The organism is Streptomyces sp. NPDC043738 (assembly GCF_056436545.1).
On the sequence record NZ_JBWKCJ010000004.1, the window covers coordinates 320,468 to 338,173 of the forward strand.

Sequence of the window (17,706 nt, forward strand, 5' to 3'; positions counted from 1 at the left end):
ACCGACAAGTTCATACGGCACACTTCGGCGTCGCCGCCGCGGGCCCACCGCGGAGGCGACGCCGGAGCTTGTTCCAGGCGCTGTGGAGCTTGTTCCAGACGCTAGAGTCGGCGACCATTCGGCAACGGCACCGGGCGGCACCCGTCCGGCCTCAGGCGGCCAGGGAGCGGAACCGTGATGATCACCCATGACACCCGGTGCGCGCTGGACGCGGTCGTCGACCTGCTCAACACCGCCCCGGAAGGCGACGCGCCCGGCGCGCCGGACAGCCTGACCGACCTGGCGAGCCTGGAGGACTTCGTACGGCGCAACGACGTCAGCGGGGTGGGGGCACTGGGCCCCGGCGATCTGGCGGCCGTACGGGCGGTCCGGGCGCGGTTCGCCGAGGTCTTCGCGGCCGAGGACGACCGCACCGCGGCCGAGCGGCTCAACGCGCTGGTCGCCTCGGCGGGCACCACACCGCAGCTGACCGACCACGACGGGTACGACTGGCACGTCCACTACTTCGCGCCGGACGCGTCGGTCGCCGACCATCTGGCCGCGGACGGCGGGATGGCGCTGGCCTTCATCGTCGTCGCCGGAGAGCGCGAGCGGCTGCGGTACTGCGAGGCGCCGGACTGCCGGCACACCTTCGTCGATCTCTCCCGCAACCGCTCCCGGCGCTACTGCGACAGCCGCACCTGCGGAAACCGCCTGCATGTCGCGGCCTACCGGGCGCGGCGACGGGAGGCGGCGGGCTGAGGACCGCCGGCGTCGGGCGGTGGGGCACGGACGGCCTCACAGGATGAAGAGGTCGTGTACGGCACCGAGGAGGAGCAGGAAGCCGATGACGGCGAGGAAGAGCATCAGCGGCGGCTGGGACAGCGCGAACAGGCAACCGCGCGGTTCGGCGGACGGGGCGTCGTCTTGGGCGAGGGCGCACTCATCGTTCATCTCGCGCGCATCATGACGCAGATGATCGTCTGACTACGCCCAATAAGCGTCTCAGCAGCGGTAGTTCATCAGATCCCGTGCTTTTTCAGGATCGCTTCGATGTCCGAGAAGTCATCCTTGGGTGCGCTGTTCCCGCCCTGCGCAGCCTTCCCCTTGGCGGCCCCGCGCCCCGCACCGAGGGACGGTACGGAGGCGGCAGGCGCCACCGCGTCCGGCTTGGCGGCCGCCGCGGACCTGCGCTCCTTGCGCCCGCCGATCCCGCCCCTGCGGCGCTCCACGCCCCGGCTGATCATGAACAGCACGGCGGAGAGCGCGAGCAGACCGAAGCCGGCCCAGACCGTGGGCTTGAAGACGATGCCGGTGAGCCAGTCGATGACGCCGGTCATCACCAGCCCGATGGGGATCAGCGAAAAGGCGGCGATGCGGGTCGCGGCCAGGAACCGCTTGCGGTACGCCGTCAGCGCGGCGATGCCCAGGCCCGCCGCCGACACCGCGGCACAGACGGTCGAGGTCAGCATCCGGTCCTCCTGCCGGTGGATGGACGAGCAGGCAGCGCTCTGCTCCCCTCCATCCTGCCTTGCCCGGCCCCCCGTCGGCCATGTTCCAGTACGGCATCAGGGACATCTCGGGGTCGCGGTCCTCCGCAGGTCCCGGTTCGGCCGGCCGGCGCCGGACTGGAAGACTGGCCCCATGAACGACGCCACCACCTCCGCCCCCGCCCGTCCCGTCCTGGATGTCTGGTGCGAACTGCAGTGCCCGGACTGCCGCACCGCCCTCACGGACCTGCGGGCGGTGCGCGAGCGCTACGGCGACCAGCTGGACATCCGGCTGCGCCACTTCCCCCTGGCGAAGCACCCGCACGCCTATGTGGCCGCGCAGGCCGCCGAGGAGGCCATGGAGCAGGGGCAGGGCTGGCGTTACGTCGAGGCGGTGCTGGCGCGCGCCGAGCAGCTCGGCAAGCGCGGCGAGAAGCTGCTGCTGGAGGTCGCCGGGGAGCTGGGGCTGGACACCGAGGAGCTGGACACCGCGCTGATCGACGGGCGGCATCTGCTGATCGTCGACGCGGACCAGGCCGAGGGCAAGGCCATCGGGGTGACCGGCACCCCGACGTATGTGATCGGCGACGAACGGCTGGACGGCGGCAAGAGCCAGGAGGGCCTGCGCGCCCGGATCGAGGAGATCGCCGACCGTCTGCTGGCCGAGCAGGGCTAGCCCTGGCAGCCCCGGATCCTTGGGAGCAGGCCCTGAGCCCCCTGCCGGTGGTGTGCCCGTCCGCTCACAGGATCGGCTTCCACAGCAGGTGCGCCGTGGGGCGGTAGCCCAGCGAGTCGTACAGGCCGCGGGCCGGGGCGTTGCCCGCGTAGACGTTCAGGCCGAGGCAGGTGCACCCCGCGGCCAGGCTCTCGCGCTCGGCGACCAGCATCAGGGTGCGGCCGTGGCCGCGCCCGCGGTGGCCGGGCACCACCTGGACGTCGACGACATAGCCGCCCGGCTGCTCCGGCATCCGCAGCGCGAGCCAGACGCTGCCGACCTCCGTGCCGTCGTGGACGAGGATCCGCAGGGCCTGGTCGGCCGTGGCCGCGCCGTCCGGCAGCAGCGCGCCATGGGCCGCCAGCGAGGTCTCCTCGGCGCGGGCGCGGGACATCCCCTGCCCCAGCTGGGTACGGACGTACTCGGCGAGCGCGGCGTCGCGCCAGGCCGGGTACTCCTCCTCGCTCAGCGCGCGGTCGAGGCTGCCCTCGGGCAGGCGGGGTGCCCCGGCCAGCGGCTTGCTCATCGTGCGGCTGCGCTCGGTGTAACCCAGCGCCGCCGCGAGCCGCAGGGCGGCCCCGGCCTCGGCCGGGACGGTCAGCTCGATCTGCCGGCAGCCCCAGCCGCGCAGCACCTCCTCGGCGGCGAGCGCGGCGACGGTGGCCCGGCCGCGGTGCCGGTCCGCCGGGTCGATGTCCAGGTACGTGATCCGGCCGGCCGTCGGCCCGAAACGGGCGTCCGTCGCCAGCTGGATCCCGCCGACCCGGCGGCTGTTGACGCAGACGTCGTACCGACGGGCCCGGCTGCCGTCGTCGTGTCGCTCTTCCGGTCCGGCGGGGCGCAGCGTAGTGGTCACGAGGACTTTCTACTCGCCCCGCGCGGGCCCGTCATCACCGCGGATCGAAGTCGGCGGCGGAGTGCTCGTCGAAGATCCGCATGGCTTCCGCGGTCACCGGGCCCGGAGTGTCGGCCAGTTGCCGGCCGTCGATCCGGGTCACGGCCTGCACGTCGCGCAGGGTGGAGGTCAAGAAGACCTCCTCGGCCCGCTCCAGGGCGTCCAGCGGCAGATCGGTCTCCTTGGCGCCGGCCCAGGCGACGGTCAGGGCGCGGGTGATGCCCGCGAGGCAGCCGGAGTGCAGCGGCGGGGTGTGCAGTTCGCCGTCCAGGACGACGAAGACATTGGAGCCGGTGCCCTCGCAGAGCGCGCCGACGGTGTTGGCGAACAGCGCCTCGGAGGCGCCCCGTTCGCGGGCGCGGGCCAGCGCGACGACGTTCTCGCCGTACGAGGTGGTCTTCAGGCCGGCGAGCGCACCGCGTTCGTTGCGGGTCCAGGGGACGGTGACGGCGGCGGTGGTGTCGGGGCGGCGCGCGGTCGCGGAGAGCGCGATGACCAGTGTGGGACCGGCCTCGCCGCGGTCCGAGCCGAGCGGGGAGACACCGCCGGTGTAGGTGATCCGCAGCCGGCCCAGCGCCATCGGGTTGGCGTCGAGGACGGCCGCGCAGCCGCGCCGCACCTCGTCCAGGTCGGGGTCGGGCAGGCCGAGACCGCGGGCGGAGGTGGTCAGGCGCTCCAGATGGCGGGTGAGGGCGAAGGCACGTCCGTGGTCGGCCTTGATGGTCTCGAAGACGCCGTCGCCGACCGTCAGCCCGTGGTCGAAGACCGAGACCCGGGCGCCCTCGGCGTCCCGCAGTGCCCCGTCGAGCCAGATCCTCATCGCTTTCCTCCACTCACCTCGTGCAGCCCCGAAGCTACCGCGAGCAGCCGGCCGGCCTTCAACTCCGTCTCGGCCCACTCCCGCTCCGGATCGGAGTCCCAGATGATCCCCGCACCGGCGCCGAAGCGGAGCACCGGTCCGCCGGGCGGGGTGCGGTCCAGCCAGAACGTACGGATGCCGACGGCGAGCTCGCCGGTGCGGCGGTCGGCGTCGACCCAGCCGATGCCCCCGCAGTACGGGCCGCGGGGCGCGGTCTCCAGTTCGTCGATGATCCGCAGCGCGCTGGACTTGGGGGCGCCGGTGACCGACCCGGGCGGGAAGGTGGCCGTCAGCAGGTCCGCCCAGGCGGTCTTCTCGTTGGCCGGGTCCAGCTCCCCGCTCACCGTGGAGACCAGGTGGACCAGGCCGGGGTGCTCCTCGACGGCGCACAGTGCCGGGACGGTGACCGACCCGGTGGCGCAGACCCGGCCGAGATCGTTGCGGACCAGGTCCACGATCATCACGTTCTCCGCCCGGTCCTTCTCCGAGAGGTCGGCCGCGGTCCGGCCGGTGCCCTTGATGGGGCCGGAGGAGACGGTGCGGCCGTCGCGCCGCAGATACAGCTCCGGGGAGGCGCTGGCGATCTCGACGCCGTGCTCGGGCAGCCGGATCGTGCCGGCGTACGGGGCGGGGTTGCCGCGGTCCAGCACCGCGGAGAGCGCGTCGACGTCGGCGCGGGCGGGGTCGGGCAGCGGCGCGGTCAGCACGCGGCAGAGATTCACCTGGTAGACGTCGCCGGCCGCGATGTGTTCACGGATGCGCCGTACGCCGCCGGTATAGGCGTCGCGGTCCAGGGAGCTGGTCCAGGCGGTGGGGGCGGGGCCGCACCAACCGTCGGGGGCGGGCGCGTCCGCGGCCGTGGCGGGCCGTACGTCAGTGAAGCGGGCGCACACCACCGAGCCCTCGAAATCGGCGGTCACGGCCCACCAGCCAGTGGAGTCCAGGGCCGCGGGATCGCTGGTCACATCCCGCAGGCCGGTGGCTATCAGGCCGCCGAAGCGGGCCATCGGAGCGAAGTCATGCACGTCAGCGAGTCTATGGCGGGGACCGCCGGCCCGCCTGTGCCGAGCGAGCAGCGCAGCACGCTGCACAAACGCGTTTTTGTACTGGCCCCGGAATCCGCTAGAGTTCAACACGTCGCCGGGACGCGCAAGCGCCCCGGAGGCGGAGTAGCTCCCCGACGTAGTCTGGGAGAGACACCTGCGGACGTAGCTCAGTTGGTAGAGCACCACCTTGCCAAGGTGGATGTCGCGAGTTCGAGTCTCGTCGTCCGCTCGATGTGGGGGATCTTCCCGAACCCCCTCACTCCTGGTGGAGTGGCCGAGAGGCGAGGCAACGGCCTGCAAAGCCGTCTACACGGGTTCAAATCCCGTCTCCACCTCCAAGGACGATTAGCTCAGCGGGAGAGCGCTTCCCTGACACGGAAGAGGTCACTGGTTCAATCCCAGTATCGTCCACTGGTCCGGCTCCACCGGGCCCCCGCGCGATTAGCTCAGCGGGAGAGCGCTTCCCTGACACGGAAGAGGTCACTGGTTCAATCCCAGTATCGCGCACGCAGCTGCGGATCTTCGTGATCCGCGGTCCCGAGGACGATTAGCTCAGCGGGAGAGCGCTTCCCTGACACGGAAGAGGTCACTGGTTCAATCCCAGTATCGTCCACACTCAAGCCCGAGGGCCGGAGCATCTCGCTCCGGCCCTCGGGCTTTGTCCGGGTTCGTTCAGGACGAGAACAGCATGTGCCCGAAGCTGCGGTGGTGGCCGTGGTGCCCATGATGACCGTGGTGGCCGTGGTGGCCCTGGTGCGGGGCGCCCCAGGCGGGCGCGGCCGGGTAGGCCTGCGGGGCGGGCGGCGGCGGGGCCTGCTGCGTCCACTGCGCCTCGAGGCGGGTCAGCGCCTCCAGCTCGCCGTAGTCCAGGAAGATCCCCCGACAGCCGGCGCACTGCTCGATCTGCACGCCATTGCGCTGGTATGTCTGCATCGGTGCATGGCACTTGGGACACTGCATCGTCGGCTCAACTCCCATCATCTACTGCCGCTCACGGCGGCGCCGCCCGAACGGTCTCCCGGCGGCGAGGTGTTCACCCTACGACGCGGCCGGCGGGCCCCAACTGCCGCGGCAGGGAAGTCATCCGGGCGCAGGCGTCGACGACCGCGGACTCGATCTCGTCCAGGGCGCGGGAGGCGGCGGCGGCCTTGGCGACGGCGAGCGCGGCGGTCTGCACGGTCAGGGCGCGGGCGGGTATCTCCAGGTCGGGCCAGGGGTCGCCGTCGGGGCGTACGGCGCGGCCGCCAGCGGCGCGGTAGGCGGCCAGGAAGCGCGCCCAGATGTCCGGAGCGAGCAGGCCGGTGGCGAACCAGGCGGCGGGGCGCGCCAGGTCCCAGGCGCCGTCGCCCAGGCCCAGGTCGTCGATGTCTATCAGGAGCCAGGGGCCCTCCGCGGCCGGGTGGCGGACGAGCTGGCCCAGGTGCAGATCGCCGTGGCAGAGGATGCCGGGCTGCGGCGGTGGGGCGGCTCCCCGGGCCCACGGCGGGAGCAGGGACCAGGCGCGGGCCGTGACCGCGGCGGCCGCGGGGAGGTTTCCGGGGCCGGACACCGGTGTACGGGGCGCGGGGAGCGGGCCGGCGGCGGTCGTCAGGGCGCCGCGCATACGGGCCAGCGCGCGAGCGGCCTTGACGGGGCCGCGCATCGGCGGGACGGGGCCGGGCAGTTGGCGGGGGTCGACGCCGTGCAGCCGGGCCAGCAGCCGGGCGGCGTCCTCCCAGGGAGCGGCGTCCGGATCGTCGGGCGGGACCGGGCTGCCGTAGGGCCAGCGGGTGACCGCGCGGCCGTCGCCGGTGCGGGTGAGGAAGCCGTCGGGGGCGGTGGCCGGGAGCGGGGGCAGCAGGATGCCGTGCAGGAGGGGGTGGGCGGCGATGCGCAGCCGGGCGGCGAGGTCGCGCTGGTCGGCGTCGGGGGCGTGGGTCTTGACGACCGTACGGCCGCTGCGGACGACGGTGCCGTCGGGGCGGTCGGCGAGCACCTCGGGCGCGGTGGCCGGGGCGGCGGGGCGGTCGGCGAGCACCTCGGGCGCGGTGGCCTGGGCGGCGGGGCGGCCGGGCGGTGGTGCGGTCATGGGTTCCCCTCCCCCGGGGCCGCCGCGGGCCGGATGCGCGGTGGGTGGTGTGCGGGTGCGGCCCGGCCTCGGATCGTACGCGCGGTGCGCACGGACCGCGCGGGGCGCGACCGGTCCGGCGGCGGGGCCGGACAGCTCGAAGGCCGGGCATCTCCCCAGATGCCCGGCCGTTCGTGCCGTCCGCCGCACCCCCGTCCCCACGGGGTTTTCGGCCGGAGTCCCCGTCCCGGGCCGCTCTCCCGGGCCTGGGACGCCGTTCAGCGCCCCAGCATTCCGGCCACGGACGACGCCTGTGTGATGACGGCTTCCCAGCCGCCGAAGACCACGGCGAGAACGATCGCCAGCGGCAGCACCATGGCCACCGCGACGAGGGGATGGCGGGTGCCCGAGGACTGGTGGCCGCCGAGCGTCGAGGCGAACCGGCGCCCCTGCGCCCGAAGCGCCGTCAGTCCTGAGATCCGATCCATCGTCCCGCTCCCGTCGTGTCTGGAGCGGCGGGCGTCTGACCTCGGGGGACGAGTGCTGCGCCCGCCGCTTGGAGACAACACTAGGCACGCGAAGGGCGACGGGCGTCATGCCGTCGTACCTATTGGTCGGCCTCCAGGAGGATGACGGGACGGCTCCTCGTGTACTCCCCTGGGTGGAGAGAGGGCACCGGGGACCTGGGGACATCCCCCAGGGGGCACCGCGCGCCCCCCGGCCACGGGCCCTCGCGGACGGCCTCGGCGTGACCTCTCTCACGTCGGCCGCTCCCCCGCGCGACACCACCCCGCCCCCGCGGTGCGCGCTTCCCGCCGCGCTCTCCGCCGCCCGGGACGCGTCCGCGGCGTCCCGCGCCACCCCGTCCCGCTCACCTTTCCATGCGTCAATCCCCCTTCTGGGAACGATCATTGGGATCACGTACGGGAAGTCGGGGCGCGCGGCGCCCGATTCCCTCCCCCGTTCCGCGGATCGCACCCGCCACCGACAATCCGGTCGTCGACGCATGCGCGGCCTATCAGCACAGTGAGCCGTCAATCCGTAAGCTGTGCCACGTCAGACGGTTGGCAGCGGAGGGGTCTTTCCCACCGCAGGTAGGGGACGGACATGGCGATGATGCGGCTCCGACGCGAGGACCCGCGTGTCGTCGGGACGTTCCGGCTGCACCGCCGGCTCGGCGCCGGCGGGATGGGTGTGGTCTATCTCGGTTCGGACAAGCGCGGCCAGCGGGTGGCGCTGAAGGTGATCCGGCCGGACCTGGCGGAGGATCAGGAGTTCCGTTCGCGGTTCGCCCGCGAGGTCTCGGCGGCCCGCCGGATCCGCGGCGGCTGCACGGCCCGGCTGGTCGCGGCCGATCTCGACGCCGACCGCCCCTGGTTCGCCACCCAGTACGTACCGGGACCCTCGCTGCACGACAAGGTCAACGAGGAGGGCCCGCTGTCACCGGCCCAGGTCGCCTCGATCGGCGCGGCACTGTCGGAGGGCCTGCTGGCCGTGCACGACGCGGGTGTGGTGCACCGCGACCTGAAGCCGTCCAACATCCTGCTGTCGCCCAAGGGCCCGCGGATCATCGACTTCGGTATCGCCTGGGCGACCGGCGCCAGCACGCTGACGCACGTCGGCACGGCCGTCGGCTCGCCGGGCTTCCTGGCGCCCGAGCAGGTCCGCGGGGCCGCCGTGACGCCGGCCACCGACATCTTCGCGCTGGGCGCCACCCTCGCCTACGCCTGCACCGCCGACTCCCCGTTCGGGCAGGGCAGTTCGGAGGTCATGCTCTACCGCGTGGTCCACGAGGAGGCGCAGCTGGCCGGGGTGCCGGACGCACTGGCCCCGCTGCTCGCCTCGTGTCTGGCCAAGGACCCGGCGGACCGCCCCAGCACCCTGTCGCTGTCGCTGCGGCTCAAGGAGATCGCGGCCCGTGAGGCGCACGGCCTGTCCGGCGGGCCCTTGGAGAACAGCGTGGGCAGCGGGCCGGGTTGGGGCCGTACGGAGCGCCGCCCCTCGGACCGCCCCACCGGGCAGCGCGCCGAGGAGTACACACGACAGCGCACCGAGCGGCGCACGGCGGGTGCGTCGGCGCCGCGTTCGCACCCGTCGCGTCCCTCGGCGCCGCGTGACTCCGCCGCCCGGCCGGCCGCTCCGGCATCGGGCGCGGGGAAGAACCAGCGGACCGGCGGGCGCAACGCGCGGCGGGTGCCGGGGGCCCGGCCCACGGGACGAAACGGTTCGCGGACCCCGGTGCGCACGGGCGCGGGCGGGCGCCGGCCCGGTCCCGACCGGCGGCTGCTGCGCCAGCGGGTCATCGTATTCGTGGTGGTGACGCTGCTGGTGGCGCTCGGTATCGCGGCGGCCCAGGGGTGTCAGGGCCCGGCCCACGCGCTGGGGGTGGAGCGGCCGGTTCCGGTCGCGGCGCAGGGGGGTTCGGAGGGGCCTTACGGGGTGGGGGAACAGAACCCTTAGGGGACGCGGGCGCCCCTTGCGGGCCACAACGGGGTGGGGCCGGGGGGTATTCCCGTCGGACGATCCTTCCCGTCAGACGGCCCTTGCCTTGGCGGGTGTTGCCGCCCGACGGGTGTTGCCGCCCGACGGGTGTTCCCGTCAGGCGGGTCCTCCCCTCAGGCCGGGCGGCCGGTCGCCACGGCGTAGAACGCCACCGCGGCGGCCGCACCGACGTTGAGCGAGTCCACGCCGTGCGCCATCGGGATACGGACCCATTCGTCGGCCGCCCGCAGGGCACCGGTGGTCAGCCCGTCGCCCTCCGCACCCAGCATCAGGGCGGCGCGCTCCAGGGTGTGCGGGGCGGCCTCGTCGATGGCGGTGGCCTTCTCGGCCGGGGTGAGCGCCAGCAGCTTGAAGCCCGCTTCCCGTACGACGGACAGATCGCGCGGCCAGCTCTCCAGACGGGCGTACGGCACGGAGAACACCGCGCCCATGGAGACCTTCACCGAGCGTCGGTAGAGCGGGTCGGCGCAGTCCGGGGAGAGCAGCACCGCGTCCATGCCGAGGGCCGCGGCGCTGCGGAAGATCGCGCCGATGTTGGTGTGGTCGTTGACCGCTTCCATGACCACGATGCGGCGGGAGGCGGCGAGGAGCTCGCCGGCCGCGGGCAGCGGCTTGCGCTGCATGGAGGCCAGCGCCCCGCGGTGCACGTGATAGCCCGTCACCCGTTCGGCGAGGTCGGGGCTGACGGCGTAGACCGGTGCCCCGACCTCGTCGATGACATCGCGCATGACATCGACCCACTTGGCCGAGAGCAGCATGGAGCGCATCTCGTAGCCGGCGTGCCGGGCGCGCCGGATGACCTTCTCGCCCTCGGCGATGAAGAGCCCTTCCGCGGGCTCGCGCCGGCGCCGCAGCTCGACGTCGGTCAGGCCGGTGTAGTCGGCCAGCCGCGGGTCGTCCGGGTCGTCGACGGTGATGATTTCTGCCACGGGGAGATAGTGCCTTGTCGGTGTCGAGGTTCCAATGCCGCGTACGGGATCGGTTACCTGTGGGTAGCGGGGGTGCCGACGGTGACGACGTCTCCGATGACGATGACCGCCGGGGGACGGACGCCCTCGGCCCGTACGGTCTCGCCGAGCGTCGCGAGGGTCGCGTCCACCCGGCGCTGGGTGGCGGTGGTGCCCTCCTGGATGACGGCGGCCGGGGTTCCGGCGGGGCGGCCGTGCTCGATGAGCTTGGCGGCGATGGCGCCGCTGTTCTCCACGCCCATCAGGACGACGAGGGTGCCGCGCAGCTTCGCGAGCGAGGACCAGTCGACCAGCGAGCGCTCGTCGTCGGGGGCGACATGGCCGCTGACGACGGTGAACTCATGGGCGACGCCGCGGTGGGTGACGGGGATGCCGGCGGCGCCGGGGACCGAGATGGTGCTGGAGATGCCGGGCACGACCGTGCAGGGGATGCCGGCCTCGGCGAGGGCCTGGGCCTCCTCCATCCCGCGGCCGAAGACGAACGGGTCGCCGCCCTTGAGGCGGACCACGGCCTTGCCCGCCTTGGCGTGCTCGATCAGCGCGTTGTTGATGGCCTCCTGGGCCATGAAGCGGCCGTAGGGGATCTTCGCGGCGTCGATGACCTCGACGTGCGGGGGGAGTTCGGCGAGCAGGTCGCGGGGGCCGAGGCGGTCGGCGATGACGACGTCGGCCTCGGCCAGGAGGCGGCGGCCGCGGACGGTGATCAGGTCCGGGTCGCCGGGGCCGCCGCCGACCAGTGCCACGCCGGGCGTGTGCGGGCGGCGGTGGTGCGGGGCGGCGATGCTGCCGTCGCGCAGGCCCTCGACGATGGCGTCGCGCACGGCGGCGGAGCGGCGCGGGTCGCGGCCGGTGAGCACGGCGACGGTCACGCCCTCGCTGCGGCCGGTGGCCGGCGTCCAGGCGGTGGCGGCTTCGGCGTCGTCGGCGCGTACGCACCACACCCGGCGGTCCTCGGCCTCCTGCGACGCGGCGGCGTTGGCCTCGGCGTCGTCGGTGGAGATCAGTGCGTACCAGGCGTCGGCGAGGTCGCCGGCCTGGTAGCGGCGGCGCTCCCAGCGGATCTCGCCGGCGTCGGCCATCGCCTCGACGGACGGGGTGGCGGACGGGGAGACGAGCAGGACGTCGGCGCCGGCGGCGACGAGCGAGGGGAGCCGCCGCTGGGCGACCTGCCCGGCCCCCAGGACGACCACCCTGCGGCCGGACAGCCGCAGTCCGACGGGGTAGGCGGCGTGTTCGGCGACGTGCTCAGCCATGGCGGTGCGGCTCCTTGTGCGGTGGTACGAGTTCGACGACCAGCTCAGTCGCTGCGGCTCCGGAGCGGCTGATGAGGGGTGATACGGCCCACGGGGGCGGTACGGCCCCGGCCCACAGCCTATGGGGCTGCGGGCCGGGGGTCATGCGGGGGCGGCCGGTCCCGGCCGCCGCCGCTCAGCTCTTCTCCGTCACTCCGGCGGAGTCGAAGGTGGCGACCTCGTGCATGGCACGGGCGGCGCTCTGCACCACGGGGAGGGCGAGCAGGGCGCCGGTGCCCTCGCCGAGGCGCAGATCGAGGTCGACCAGCGGGCGCAGGCCCAGCTTGTTCAGCGCCGCGACGTGGCCCGGTTCGGCGCTGCGGTGGCCCGCGATGCAGGCGGCCAGTGCCTCGGGGGCGATGGCGCGGGCCACCAGGGCGGCGGCGCCGGCACTGACGCCGTCCAGGATCACCGGCGTGCGCAGCGAGGCGCCTCCGAGGATCAGGCCGACCATGGCCGCGTGCTCCAATCCGCCGATCGCGGCGAGGACGCCGACCGGGTCGGACGGGTCGGGCTGGTGGAGCTCCAGGGCGCGGCGGACCACGTCGACCTTGCGGGCGTGCGTCTCGTCGTTGATGCCGGTGCCGCGGCCGGTCACCTCGACCGGGTCGACGCCGGTGTAGACGGCGATCAGCGCGGCGGAGGTGGTGGTGTTGGCGATGCCCATCTCGCCCGTGAGCAGCGCCTTGTTGCCGGCCGCCACGAGGTCGCGGGCGGTCTCGATGCCGACCTCGATCGCCTTGAGGACCTCCTCCTGCGTCATCGCCGGGCCGGCGGTGAAGTCGGCGGTGCCGGCGCGGACCTTGCGCGGCAGCAGTCCGGGCGTGGCGGGGAGTTCCCCGGCCACTCCGACGTCCACGACGCACACCTCGGCGCCGACCTGGTTGGCGAAGGCGTTGCACACCGCGCCGCCGCCCAGGAAGTTGGCGACCATCTGGCCGGTGACCTCCTGGGGCCAGGGGGTCACGCCCTGGGCGTGCACGCCGTGGTCGCCGGCGAAGATCGCGACGGCGGCCGGCTCCGGGATCGGCGGCGGGCACTTGCGGGACAGGCCGCACAGCTGTGCGGAGATGATCTCCAGCATGCCCAGCGCGCCGGCGGGCTTGGTCATCCGCTTCTGCCGCTCCCAGGCCTCGCCGAGTGCCTTGGCGTCCAGCGGGCGGATGCCCTGCAGGGTCTCCTGGAGGAGGTCGTGCGGGCTCTCGCCGGGCAGCGCGCGGCGGCCGTAGGTCTCCTCGTGGACGACCCAGGACAGCGGCCGGCGCTTGGACCAGCCGGCCTGCAGCAGCTCGGGCTCCTCGGGGAACTCGTCGACGTATCCGACGCACAGGTAGGCGACGACTTCGAGGTGCTCGGGCAGGCCCAGCTCGCGGACCATCTCCCGCTCGTCGAAGAAGCTGACCCAGCCGACGCCCAGGCCCTCGGCGCGGGCGGCGAGCCAGAGGTTCTCGACCGCGAGCGCGGAGGAGTACGGGGCCATCTGCGGCTGGGTGTGCCGGCCGAGGGTGTGCCGGCCGCCGCGGGTGGAGTCGGCGGTGACGACGATGTTCACCGGCGTTTCGAGGATCGCCTCGATCTTCAGCTCACGGAACTGCTTGGCGCGCGCCTTGGGCAGCGACTTTGCGTACGCCTCGCGCTGTCGCATGGCGAGCTGGTGCATCTTCTCGCGGGTCTCGGCCGAGCGGATGACGACGAAGTCCCAGGGCTGGGAGTGGCCGACGCTGGGGGCGGTGTGCGCCGCCTCCAGGACGCGCAGCAGCACCTCGTTGGGGATCGGGTCCCCGCGGAAGCCGTTGCGGATGTCGCGGCGCTCGCGGATCACGCGGTGCACGGCGGCGCGCTCGGAGTCGTCGTATCCGGCGGCGGGGGCTGTGGCGGGCGGCGCTTCGGCGGCCGCGGGCTGCTCCGCCTCCGCCGCCTCCGGCCGGTCGTCGTCCTGGTCCTCGCCGAGCTGGACGAGTTCGGCGGCGTCCTGCTGCCGGGGGGCCTCGTCGTCGGTCGCCTCGGGCTGCGGGGGCACGGCCGCCTCCGGCTGGTCGTCGGCCGCCGGCGCTGCGGGGCCGGTGGTGTCGTCCGCGGCGGGCGGCGCCGCGACCCGCGCGACGGGCTGGTCGCCGGACGCCTGGGCGGGGATGTGGACGGTCACGGGCTGCGGGTCGGCGGGAGCCTCGGGCGGGGTGGGCCCGGCGGCCGCCGCGGGCTCGGCGGCGTCCGCGTCGGTGGCCGTGGCCTCGGCGGGGCCGTCGGTCCCGACGTGCGCGGCGGGCCCGGCGGCGTCGGACGCCTCGGCCGAGTCGTCCGGGGTGTCCGGGCCGGCCACCGCGGGCTGCTGCTCGTCCGGGGCGCCGGCGCCCTGGGGCGCGGCCTCCGGCGCGAGCACTTCGGCGGGCTGCTGCGCCGCGGGGTCTTCGGGGGCGCCGGGCTGCGGCTGTACGCCGGCCGGCTGCGGCGCCTGCGGCGGCTCTATGGCCGTCTGGTCCACGGGCGCGGCGTCCTCGGCCATGGGCATGGCGACGGGGCCCTGCGGAGCGGCTACCGGGGCGGCCGCGGGCTGGTCGGCCGGGGCGGCGGCTTCGGGAGCGTCCGCGGGGGCCTGGGGCGGGGCGGTGGCCTCCGGCTGCGGCGGGGCGTCGGCGGTCGGGGCGGCCGGCTGGTCGGGCTGGGGCTGGTCGGCGGCCTGCGGCGCGGCGGGGGCGGCCTGCGGCGCGTCCGCCTCGGCGGCGGGCGGCTGCTCCGCCACGGGCTGCGCGGCCGGAGCGTCCACGACGGGAGCCTCGACGGCCTCGGTGGCGGGCGGTGCCGGCTCCGCGTTCTCCTCGGCGGGCTGCTGCTGGTCCACGGGCTGCTGCTCGGTCTCGGCGGCGGCCGCCTCGGGCTGCTGGGGGGCCACGGGCGCGTCCGGCGCGGGAGCCTGCTGGACGGGAGCCTCCTGGGCCGGGGCGTCCGGCGCGGGCACGTCCGGCGCCACGGCATCGGCGGTCGGCGCATCGGCGGTCGGCGCGTCCGCCGCGACGGCATCCGCGGCCACGGTGTCCGCGGCGTCCGCGTCCACAGCGGCCGGTCCGTCCTGGCCGGGCGGCACCGCGGCGGGCAGCGTCGCCGCGGCCACGTCCTGCGGCTCCCCCGGCGCCTCGACCGGTGCGGCGGCCGGCACCGCTTCGGCCGCGGCGGCCTCGGCACCGGCGGTGTCCGCGACCACGGCCGCGTCGCCGTCCTGCGCACCGTCCTCGGCGGGCGACGGCAGGGGCGTCGCCGGAGCCGGTCCGGCGGGCGACGGCACGTCCTGCGCGACCGGCTGGACGGCCTCGGCCTCCTGCGCGACCGGCTGGGCGGCCTCACCGGCCGGCACGGCGACATCGGCGGGGACGACCGTTTCCGCAGCCGGAGCCGCGACGGCCTGGGCCGGCGCCTGGCCCCACTGCGGGATCTGCGAGGGGATCTCGCCGAGCTGCGGGCCGGGCAACGGGCCCTGGCCGGCGGCCCCATAGGTCTGCTCGGCGGACAACTGCCCACCGTAGGCAGGCGCACCACCGGGCAGGCCACCGTAGGGCTGCTCGCCGAGCGGCGGCACCGCGAAGGCCTGACCGGGCGTCGGCTCGCCGACGGGCTGCTCCGCGTACGGCTGGCCGGCGGGCGCCGGCGCACCGGGCACCGGCTGTTCGCCCGGCGCGGCCTCGGGGGCCTCGGCCGGGGCGTCGAAGTATTCGGGGCCGCCGGTCGGCGCGCCGACCGGCCGCGCAGCGCTCTGCGCCGGGGGCTCGGCGGGGCCGCGGTCGGCGAGCGAACGGACCACGCCGCCGGTCGCGTCGGGGACGGGCGGGCCCATGTGCAGCGGACGGCGCGCCGGCGACGCCGTCGCACGGGCGCGGTCCGGCTGCGGCGGAGCGGCGGGCTGGGGAATGCGGACGGCGCTGAGGTCGACCGAACCGGAGTCCCGGCCGCCGCTCTCGTGGTCGCCGGCCTGGGGGGGCATCGGCTCGAAGCCGGCGGCCGGCTGCGCGGCCGCGTCGTACGGCGCCGCGTGCTGCGGCTGCGGGGTCGCGCCCTGGTGGTGGGTCTCCTGCGGCAGCGGCGCCGGCTGCTCGCTCCAGGCGCCCTGGGCACCCGGCATCAGCAGCAGGTCGTCGTCCTCGACGACGCCCTCGGTCTGGTCGAGATAGGGGTATTCACCCGGAGGGGTCACCATGCCCGGCAGCTCCGTCGGTCCGGGGTCGGCAGGGGAAGGAGCGGCCGCCGGCTGCGGCTGCCCGGGATGTCCGCCTGCGCTCTCCGGCAGTCCCTCGCCCGGGACCTGGCCGGTGTCGGTCATGCGTACCCCTCGCCCATTGGTAGTGCTCCTTCCAACCGCTCGTGCGACGCGCTCGACCGGGGCGCGCCGACGCCCCGATAGCTAGAACGAGCGAGCACGCCTCGCGGCACGTCCGCTCCCCACAGCTTCATATTCATCCAAAACCACGGCAATTTCCGGATATTGGCGTACGAAGCCCAACGCGGAACGGCGGCGCAACGATCCGCCAGCCTACCTCGCGCGGGTTGCCGCGCTGGTCACGGGTGAGGAACGCGATACCCGCAGACCAAAAACACCACGGACCGCTCGCGTTCGACCCAGGCGGAGGTGTCCAGGTCCACGGACTGCAGCAGGGCGCACTCGACTTCATAGCCGCCGTCCGCCAGTACCCGGCCGAGGGATTCGGCCTCGTCGCGGGTGGCGGCGTGGGTGACGATCCGTTCGGGGCGGCGGTCCGCGCAGGCCGTGACGACCTCCGCTCCCCCGCCGCCGACCCGCACCACGTCGGGCTCGGGGAGGTCCTCCAGGACATGCGGCGCCCGGCCGTGCACGACCTGGAGTTGGACGCCGTGGCGGCGGGCGACGGCGGCGGTGCGCTCGCAGGCGTCCGGGTCGGCGTCCACCGCGATGACCGCGGCGCCGAAGCGCGCGGCCTCCACGGCGGCCGCTCCGCTGCCGGTGCCGATGTCCCAGACCAGGTCGCCCACCTGCGGCCCGAGGCGCGCCAGTTGGGCGGTGCGCAGCTGGAGGGACTCGCCCTCGCCCAGGGCCCCTCCGTAGGCGTGGGCCGGCAGCCCCCAGCCCCGCGGCCCGGTGGGGTGGCCGACCTCGTGGCCGGCGATCCAGCCGGTCCCCTGGGTGGCGGCGCCGCCGGGCGCGCCACCCACGACGATGACGACGTTGGGGTCGCGCCAGACGTGGTCGGCGACCTTGTCGGAGGTGAGGACCGTCACCCGCTCCCGGTCGGTGCCCAGGTCCTCGCAGATGACGAAGGTGCGGTGGACGCCGCCGAGCAGCAGGGCGAGTTCGGCGGGGCCGGCGCCGGGCGAGGTGAGCACCGCGACCTTGGTGTGGGCGCGGCAGACGTTCACCGCGCGGCGCAGATCGCGGCTGTGGGCGACGACGATCTGGGCGTCGTCCCAGGGCATGCCGGCCCGCGCGAAGGCGGCCGCGACGGAGGAGACGGCCGGCACCACTTCCACTTCCAGCCCGTGCTCGGGTGCGCGCAGGGTGCGTACGACGCCGAAGAAGCCGGGGTCGCCGTCGGCGAGCACGACGGCGGTGCCGCGGTGCTGGGCGATCCGGCGGGCGGCCAGGGTCACGCTGCCGAGCCGGATCCGTTCGGCGTTCGGCGGGACTTCGGGCAGTGCGAGGTGGTGGGCGGCGCCGGCCACCAGCGTGGCGGCGCCGAGGGCGGAGCGGGCGGCGTCGGTCAGCGGGGAGCCGTCCCATCCGATCACCGTGACCCGGTCGGCCATGCTCGTCAGTCTCCTGGGGCTGCTGTGGGTACGCGGGCAGGTGCGGCGGCGAAGTCGGCCGCGGGGTCGCCGCGGGCCGGTGGTGGTGCCGTCGTGGTGCGCGGGTCCGCGCTGGTCGCGCGGGTGCGCGGCAGGGCGAGAGTACCC

Annotated in this window: 15 protein-coding genes and 5 tRNA genes; 8 read left to right on the forward strand and 12 right to left on the reverse strand. The window is 74.9% G+C overall.

All coding sequences use genetic code 11. The annotated features are described in order from the left end of the window. The first annotated feature begins 174 nt into the window (after positions 1–174). The gene (locus AC0680_RS08705) at positions 175–741 is read left to right on the forward strand and encodes a CGNR zinc finger domain-containing protein (RefSeq protein WP_478626092.1); all 567 of its coding nucleotides are present in this window, start codon (positions 175–177) and stop codon (positions 739–741) included. A gap of 36 nt (positions 742–777) precedes the next feature. On the opposite strand, the gene AC0680_RS08710 is transcribed toward AC0680_RS08705, so the two are convergent. Continuing rightward, complete coding sequence (locus AC0680_RS08710) at positions 778–933, reverse strand: hypothetical protein (protein ID WP_384428953.1); 156 nt, start codon at positions 931–933, stop codon at positions 778–780. A gap of 68 nt (positions 934–1,001) precedes the next feature. After that, positions 1,002–1,451 (reverse strand): hypothetical protein, encoded by a 450-nt coding sequence (locus AC0680_RS08715; RefSeq protein ID WP_478626095.1) that lies wholly within the window; start codon positions 1,449–1,451, stop codon positions 1,002–1,004. Between the two features lie 172 nt (positions 1,452–1,623). On the opposite strand from AC0680_RS08715, the gene AC0680_RS08720 reads away from it, so the two are divergent. Continuing rightward, positions 1,624–2,145 carry a DsbA family protein gene (locus AC0680_RS08720; protein WP_478626096.1) on the forward strand — a complete coding sequence of 174 codons (522 nt, stop codon included), beginning with the start codon at positions 1,624–1,626 and terminating at the stop codon, positions 2,143–2,145. 64 nt (positions 2,146–2,209) lie between these two features. On the opposite strand, the gene AC0680_RS08725 is transcribed toward AC0680_RS08720, so the two are convergent. Genes AC0680_RS08725 through AC0680_RS08735 form a run of 3 tightly spaced genes read right to left on the reverse strand, consistent with a single transcriptional unit; the run spans position 2,210 to position 4,963 of the window. Continuing rightward, entirely contained in the window at positions 2,210–3,040 is an 831-nt protein-coding gene (locus AC0680_RS08725; protein ID WP_478626098.1) for a GNAT family N-acetyltransferase, read from the reverse strand. A gap of 34 nt (positions 3,041–3,074) precedes the next feature. Beyond that, positions 3,075–3,899, reverse strand: coding sequence for an aminotransferase class IV (locus AC0680_RS08730; protein WP_478626100.1), 825 nt, complete (start codon positions 3,897–3,899; stop codon positions 3,075–3,077). After that, the gene (locus AC0680_RS08735; RefSeq protein ID WP_478626101.1) at positions 3,896–4,963 is read right to left on the reverse strand and encodes a chorismate-binding protein; all 1,068 of its coding nucleotides are present in this window, start codon (positions 4,961–4,963) and stop codon (positions 3,896–3,898) included. The genes AC0680_RS08730 and AC0680_RS08735 overlap by 4 nt, the downstream gene beginning before the upstream one ends. A 177-nt stretch (positions 4,964–5,140) precedes the next feature. Between AC0680_RS08735 and AC0680_RS08740 the strand changes: the two genes are divergently transcribed. The 5 genes from AC0680_RS08740 to AC0680_RS08760 all read left to right on the forward strand — a co-directional run bounded on the left by AC0680_RS08740 (position 5,141) and on the right by AC0680_RS08760 (position 5,597). Continuing rightward, positions 5,141–5,213: transfer RNA gene (locus tag AC0680_RS08740), tRNA-Gly, on the forward strand. Between the two features lie 35 nt (positions 5,214–5,248). Next, a tRNA-Cys gene (locus AC0680_RS08745) sits at positions 5,249–5,322 on the forward strand. 1 nt (position 5,323) lies between these two features. Further along, a tRNA-Val gene (locus AC0680_RS08750) sits at positions 5,324–5,395 on the forward strand. A gap of 24 nt (positions 5,396–5,419) precedes the next feature. Next, positions 5,420–5,491, forward strand: a tRNA-Val gene (locus tag AC0680_RS08755). Between the two features lie 34 nt (positions 5,492–5,525). Beyond that, a tRNA-Val gene (locus tag AC0680_RS08760) sits at positions 5,526–5,597 on the forward strand. A 59-nt stretch (positions 5,598–5,656) separates the two neighbouring features. Here the strand turns inward: AC0680_RS08760 and AC0680_RS08765 are convergent. The 3 genes from AC0680_RS08765 to AC0680_RS08775 form a co-directional block, all read right to left on the reverse strand. Then, positions 5,657–5,944: a TFIIB-type zinc ribbon-containing protein gene (locus AC0680_RS08765; protein ID WP_478626103.1), complete on the reverse strand. Its 288-nt coding sequence runs from the start codon at positions 5,942–5,944 to the stop codon at positions 5,657–5,659. A gap of 73 nt (positions 5,945–6,017) precedes the next feature. Next, a complete protein-coding gene (locus AC0680_RS08770; protein WP_478626104.1) occupies positions 6,018–7,052 on the reverse strand; it encodes a phosphotransferase in 1,035 nt (344 codons plus the stop codon). A 257-nt stretch (positions 7,053–7,309) separates the two neighbouring features. Then, positions 7,310–7,519, reverse strand: a complete 210-nt coding sequence (locus AC0680_RS08775) for a hypothetical protein (RefSeq protein ID WP_384428931.1) — start codon at positions 7,517–7,519, stop codon at positions 7,310–7,312. 619 nt (positions 7,520–8,138) lie between these two features. Between AC0680_RS08775 and AC0680_RS08780 the strand changes: the two genes are divergently transcribed. Then, on the forward strand, positions 8,139–9,491 hold the full coding sequence (locus AC0680_RS08780; protein ID WP_478626107.1) for a serine/threonine-protein kinase: 1,353 nt from the start codon (positions 8,139–8,141) through the stop codon (positions 9,489–9,491). A gap of 155 nt (positions 9,492–9,646) precedes the next feature. Here AC0680_RS08780 and AC0680_RS08785 read toward each other — a convergent pair whose 3' ends face one another. The 4 genes from AC0680_RS08785 to cbiE all read right to left on the reverse strand — a co-directional run bounded on the left by AC0680_RS08785 (position 9,647) and on the right by cbiE (position 17,559). After that, positions 9,647–10,462 carry a TrmH family RNA methyltransferase gene (locus tag AC0680_RS08785; protein WP_478626108.1) on the reverse strand — a complete coding sequence of 272 codons (816 nt, stop codon included), beginning with the start codon at positions 10,460–10,462 and terminating at the stop codon, positions 9,647–9,649. 53 nt (positions 10,463–10,515) lie between these two features. Then, positions 10,516–11,754 (reverse strand): uroporphyrinogen-III C-methyltransferase, encoded by a 1,239-nt coding sequence (gene cobA, locus AC0680_RS08790; protein ID WP_478626110.1) that lies wholly within the window; start codon positions 11,752–11,754, stop codon positions 10,516–10,518. 175 nt (positions 11,755–11,929) lie between these two features. Further along, complete coding sequence (gene cobT, locus AC0680_RS08795) at positions 11,930–16,102, reverse strand: nicotinate-nucleotide--dimethylbenzimidazole phosphoribosyltransferase (protein WP_478626112.1); 4,173 nt, start codon at positions 16,100–16,102, stop codon at positions 11,930–11,932. A 236-nt stretch (positions 16,103–16,338) separates the two neighbouring features. Next, complete coding sequence (gene cbiE, locus AC0680_RS08800; protein WP_384428917.1) at positions 16,339–17,559, reverse strand: precorrin-6y C5,15-methyltransferase (decarboxylating) subunit CbiE; 1,221 nt, start codon at positions 17,557–17,559, stop codon at positions 16,339–16,341. Positions 17,560–17,706: the final 147 nt, after the last annotated feature.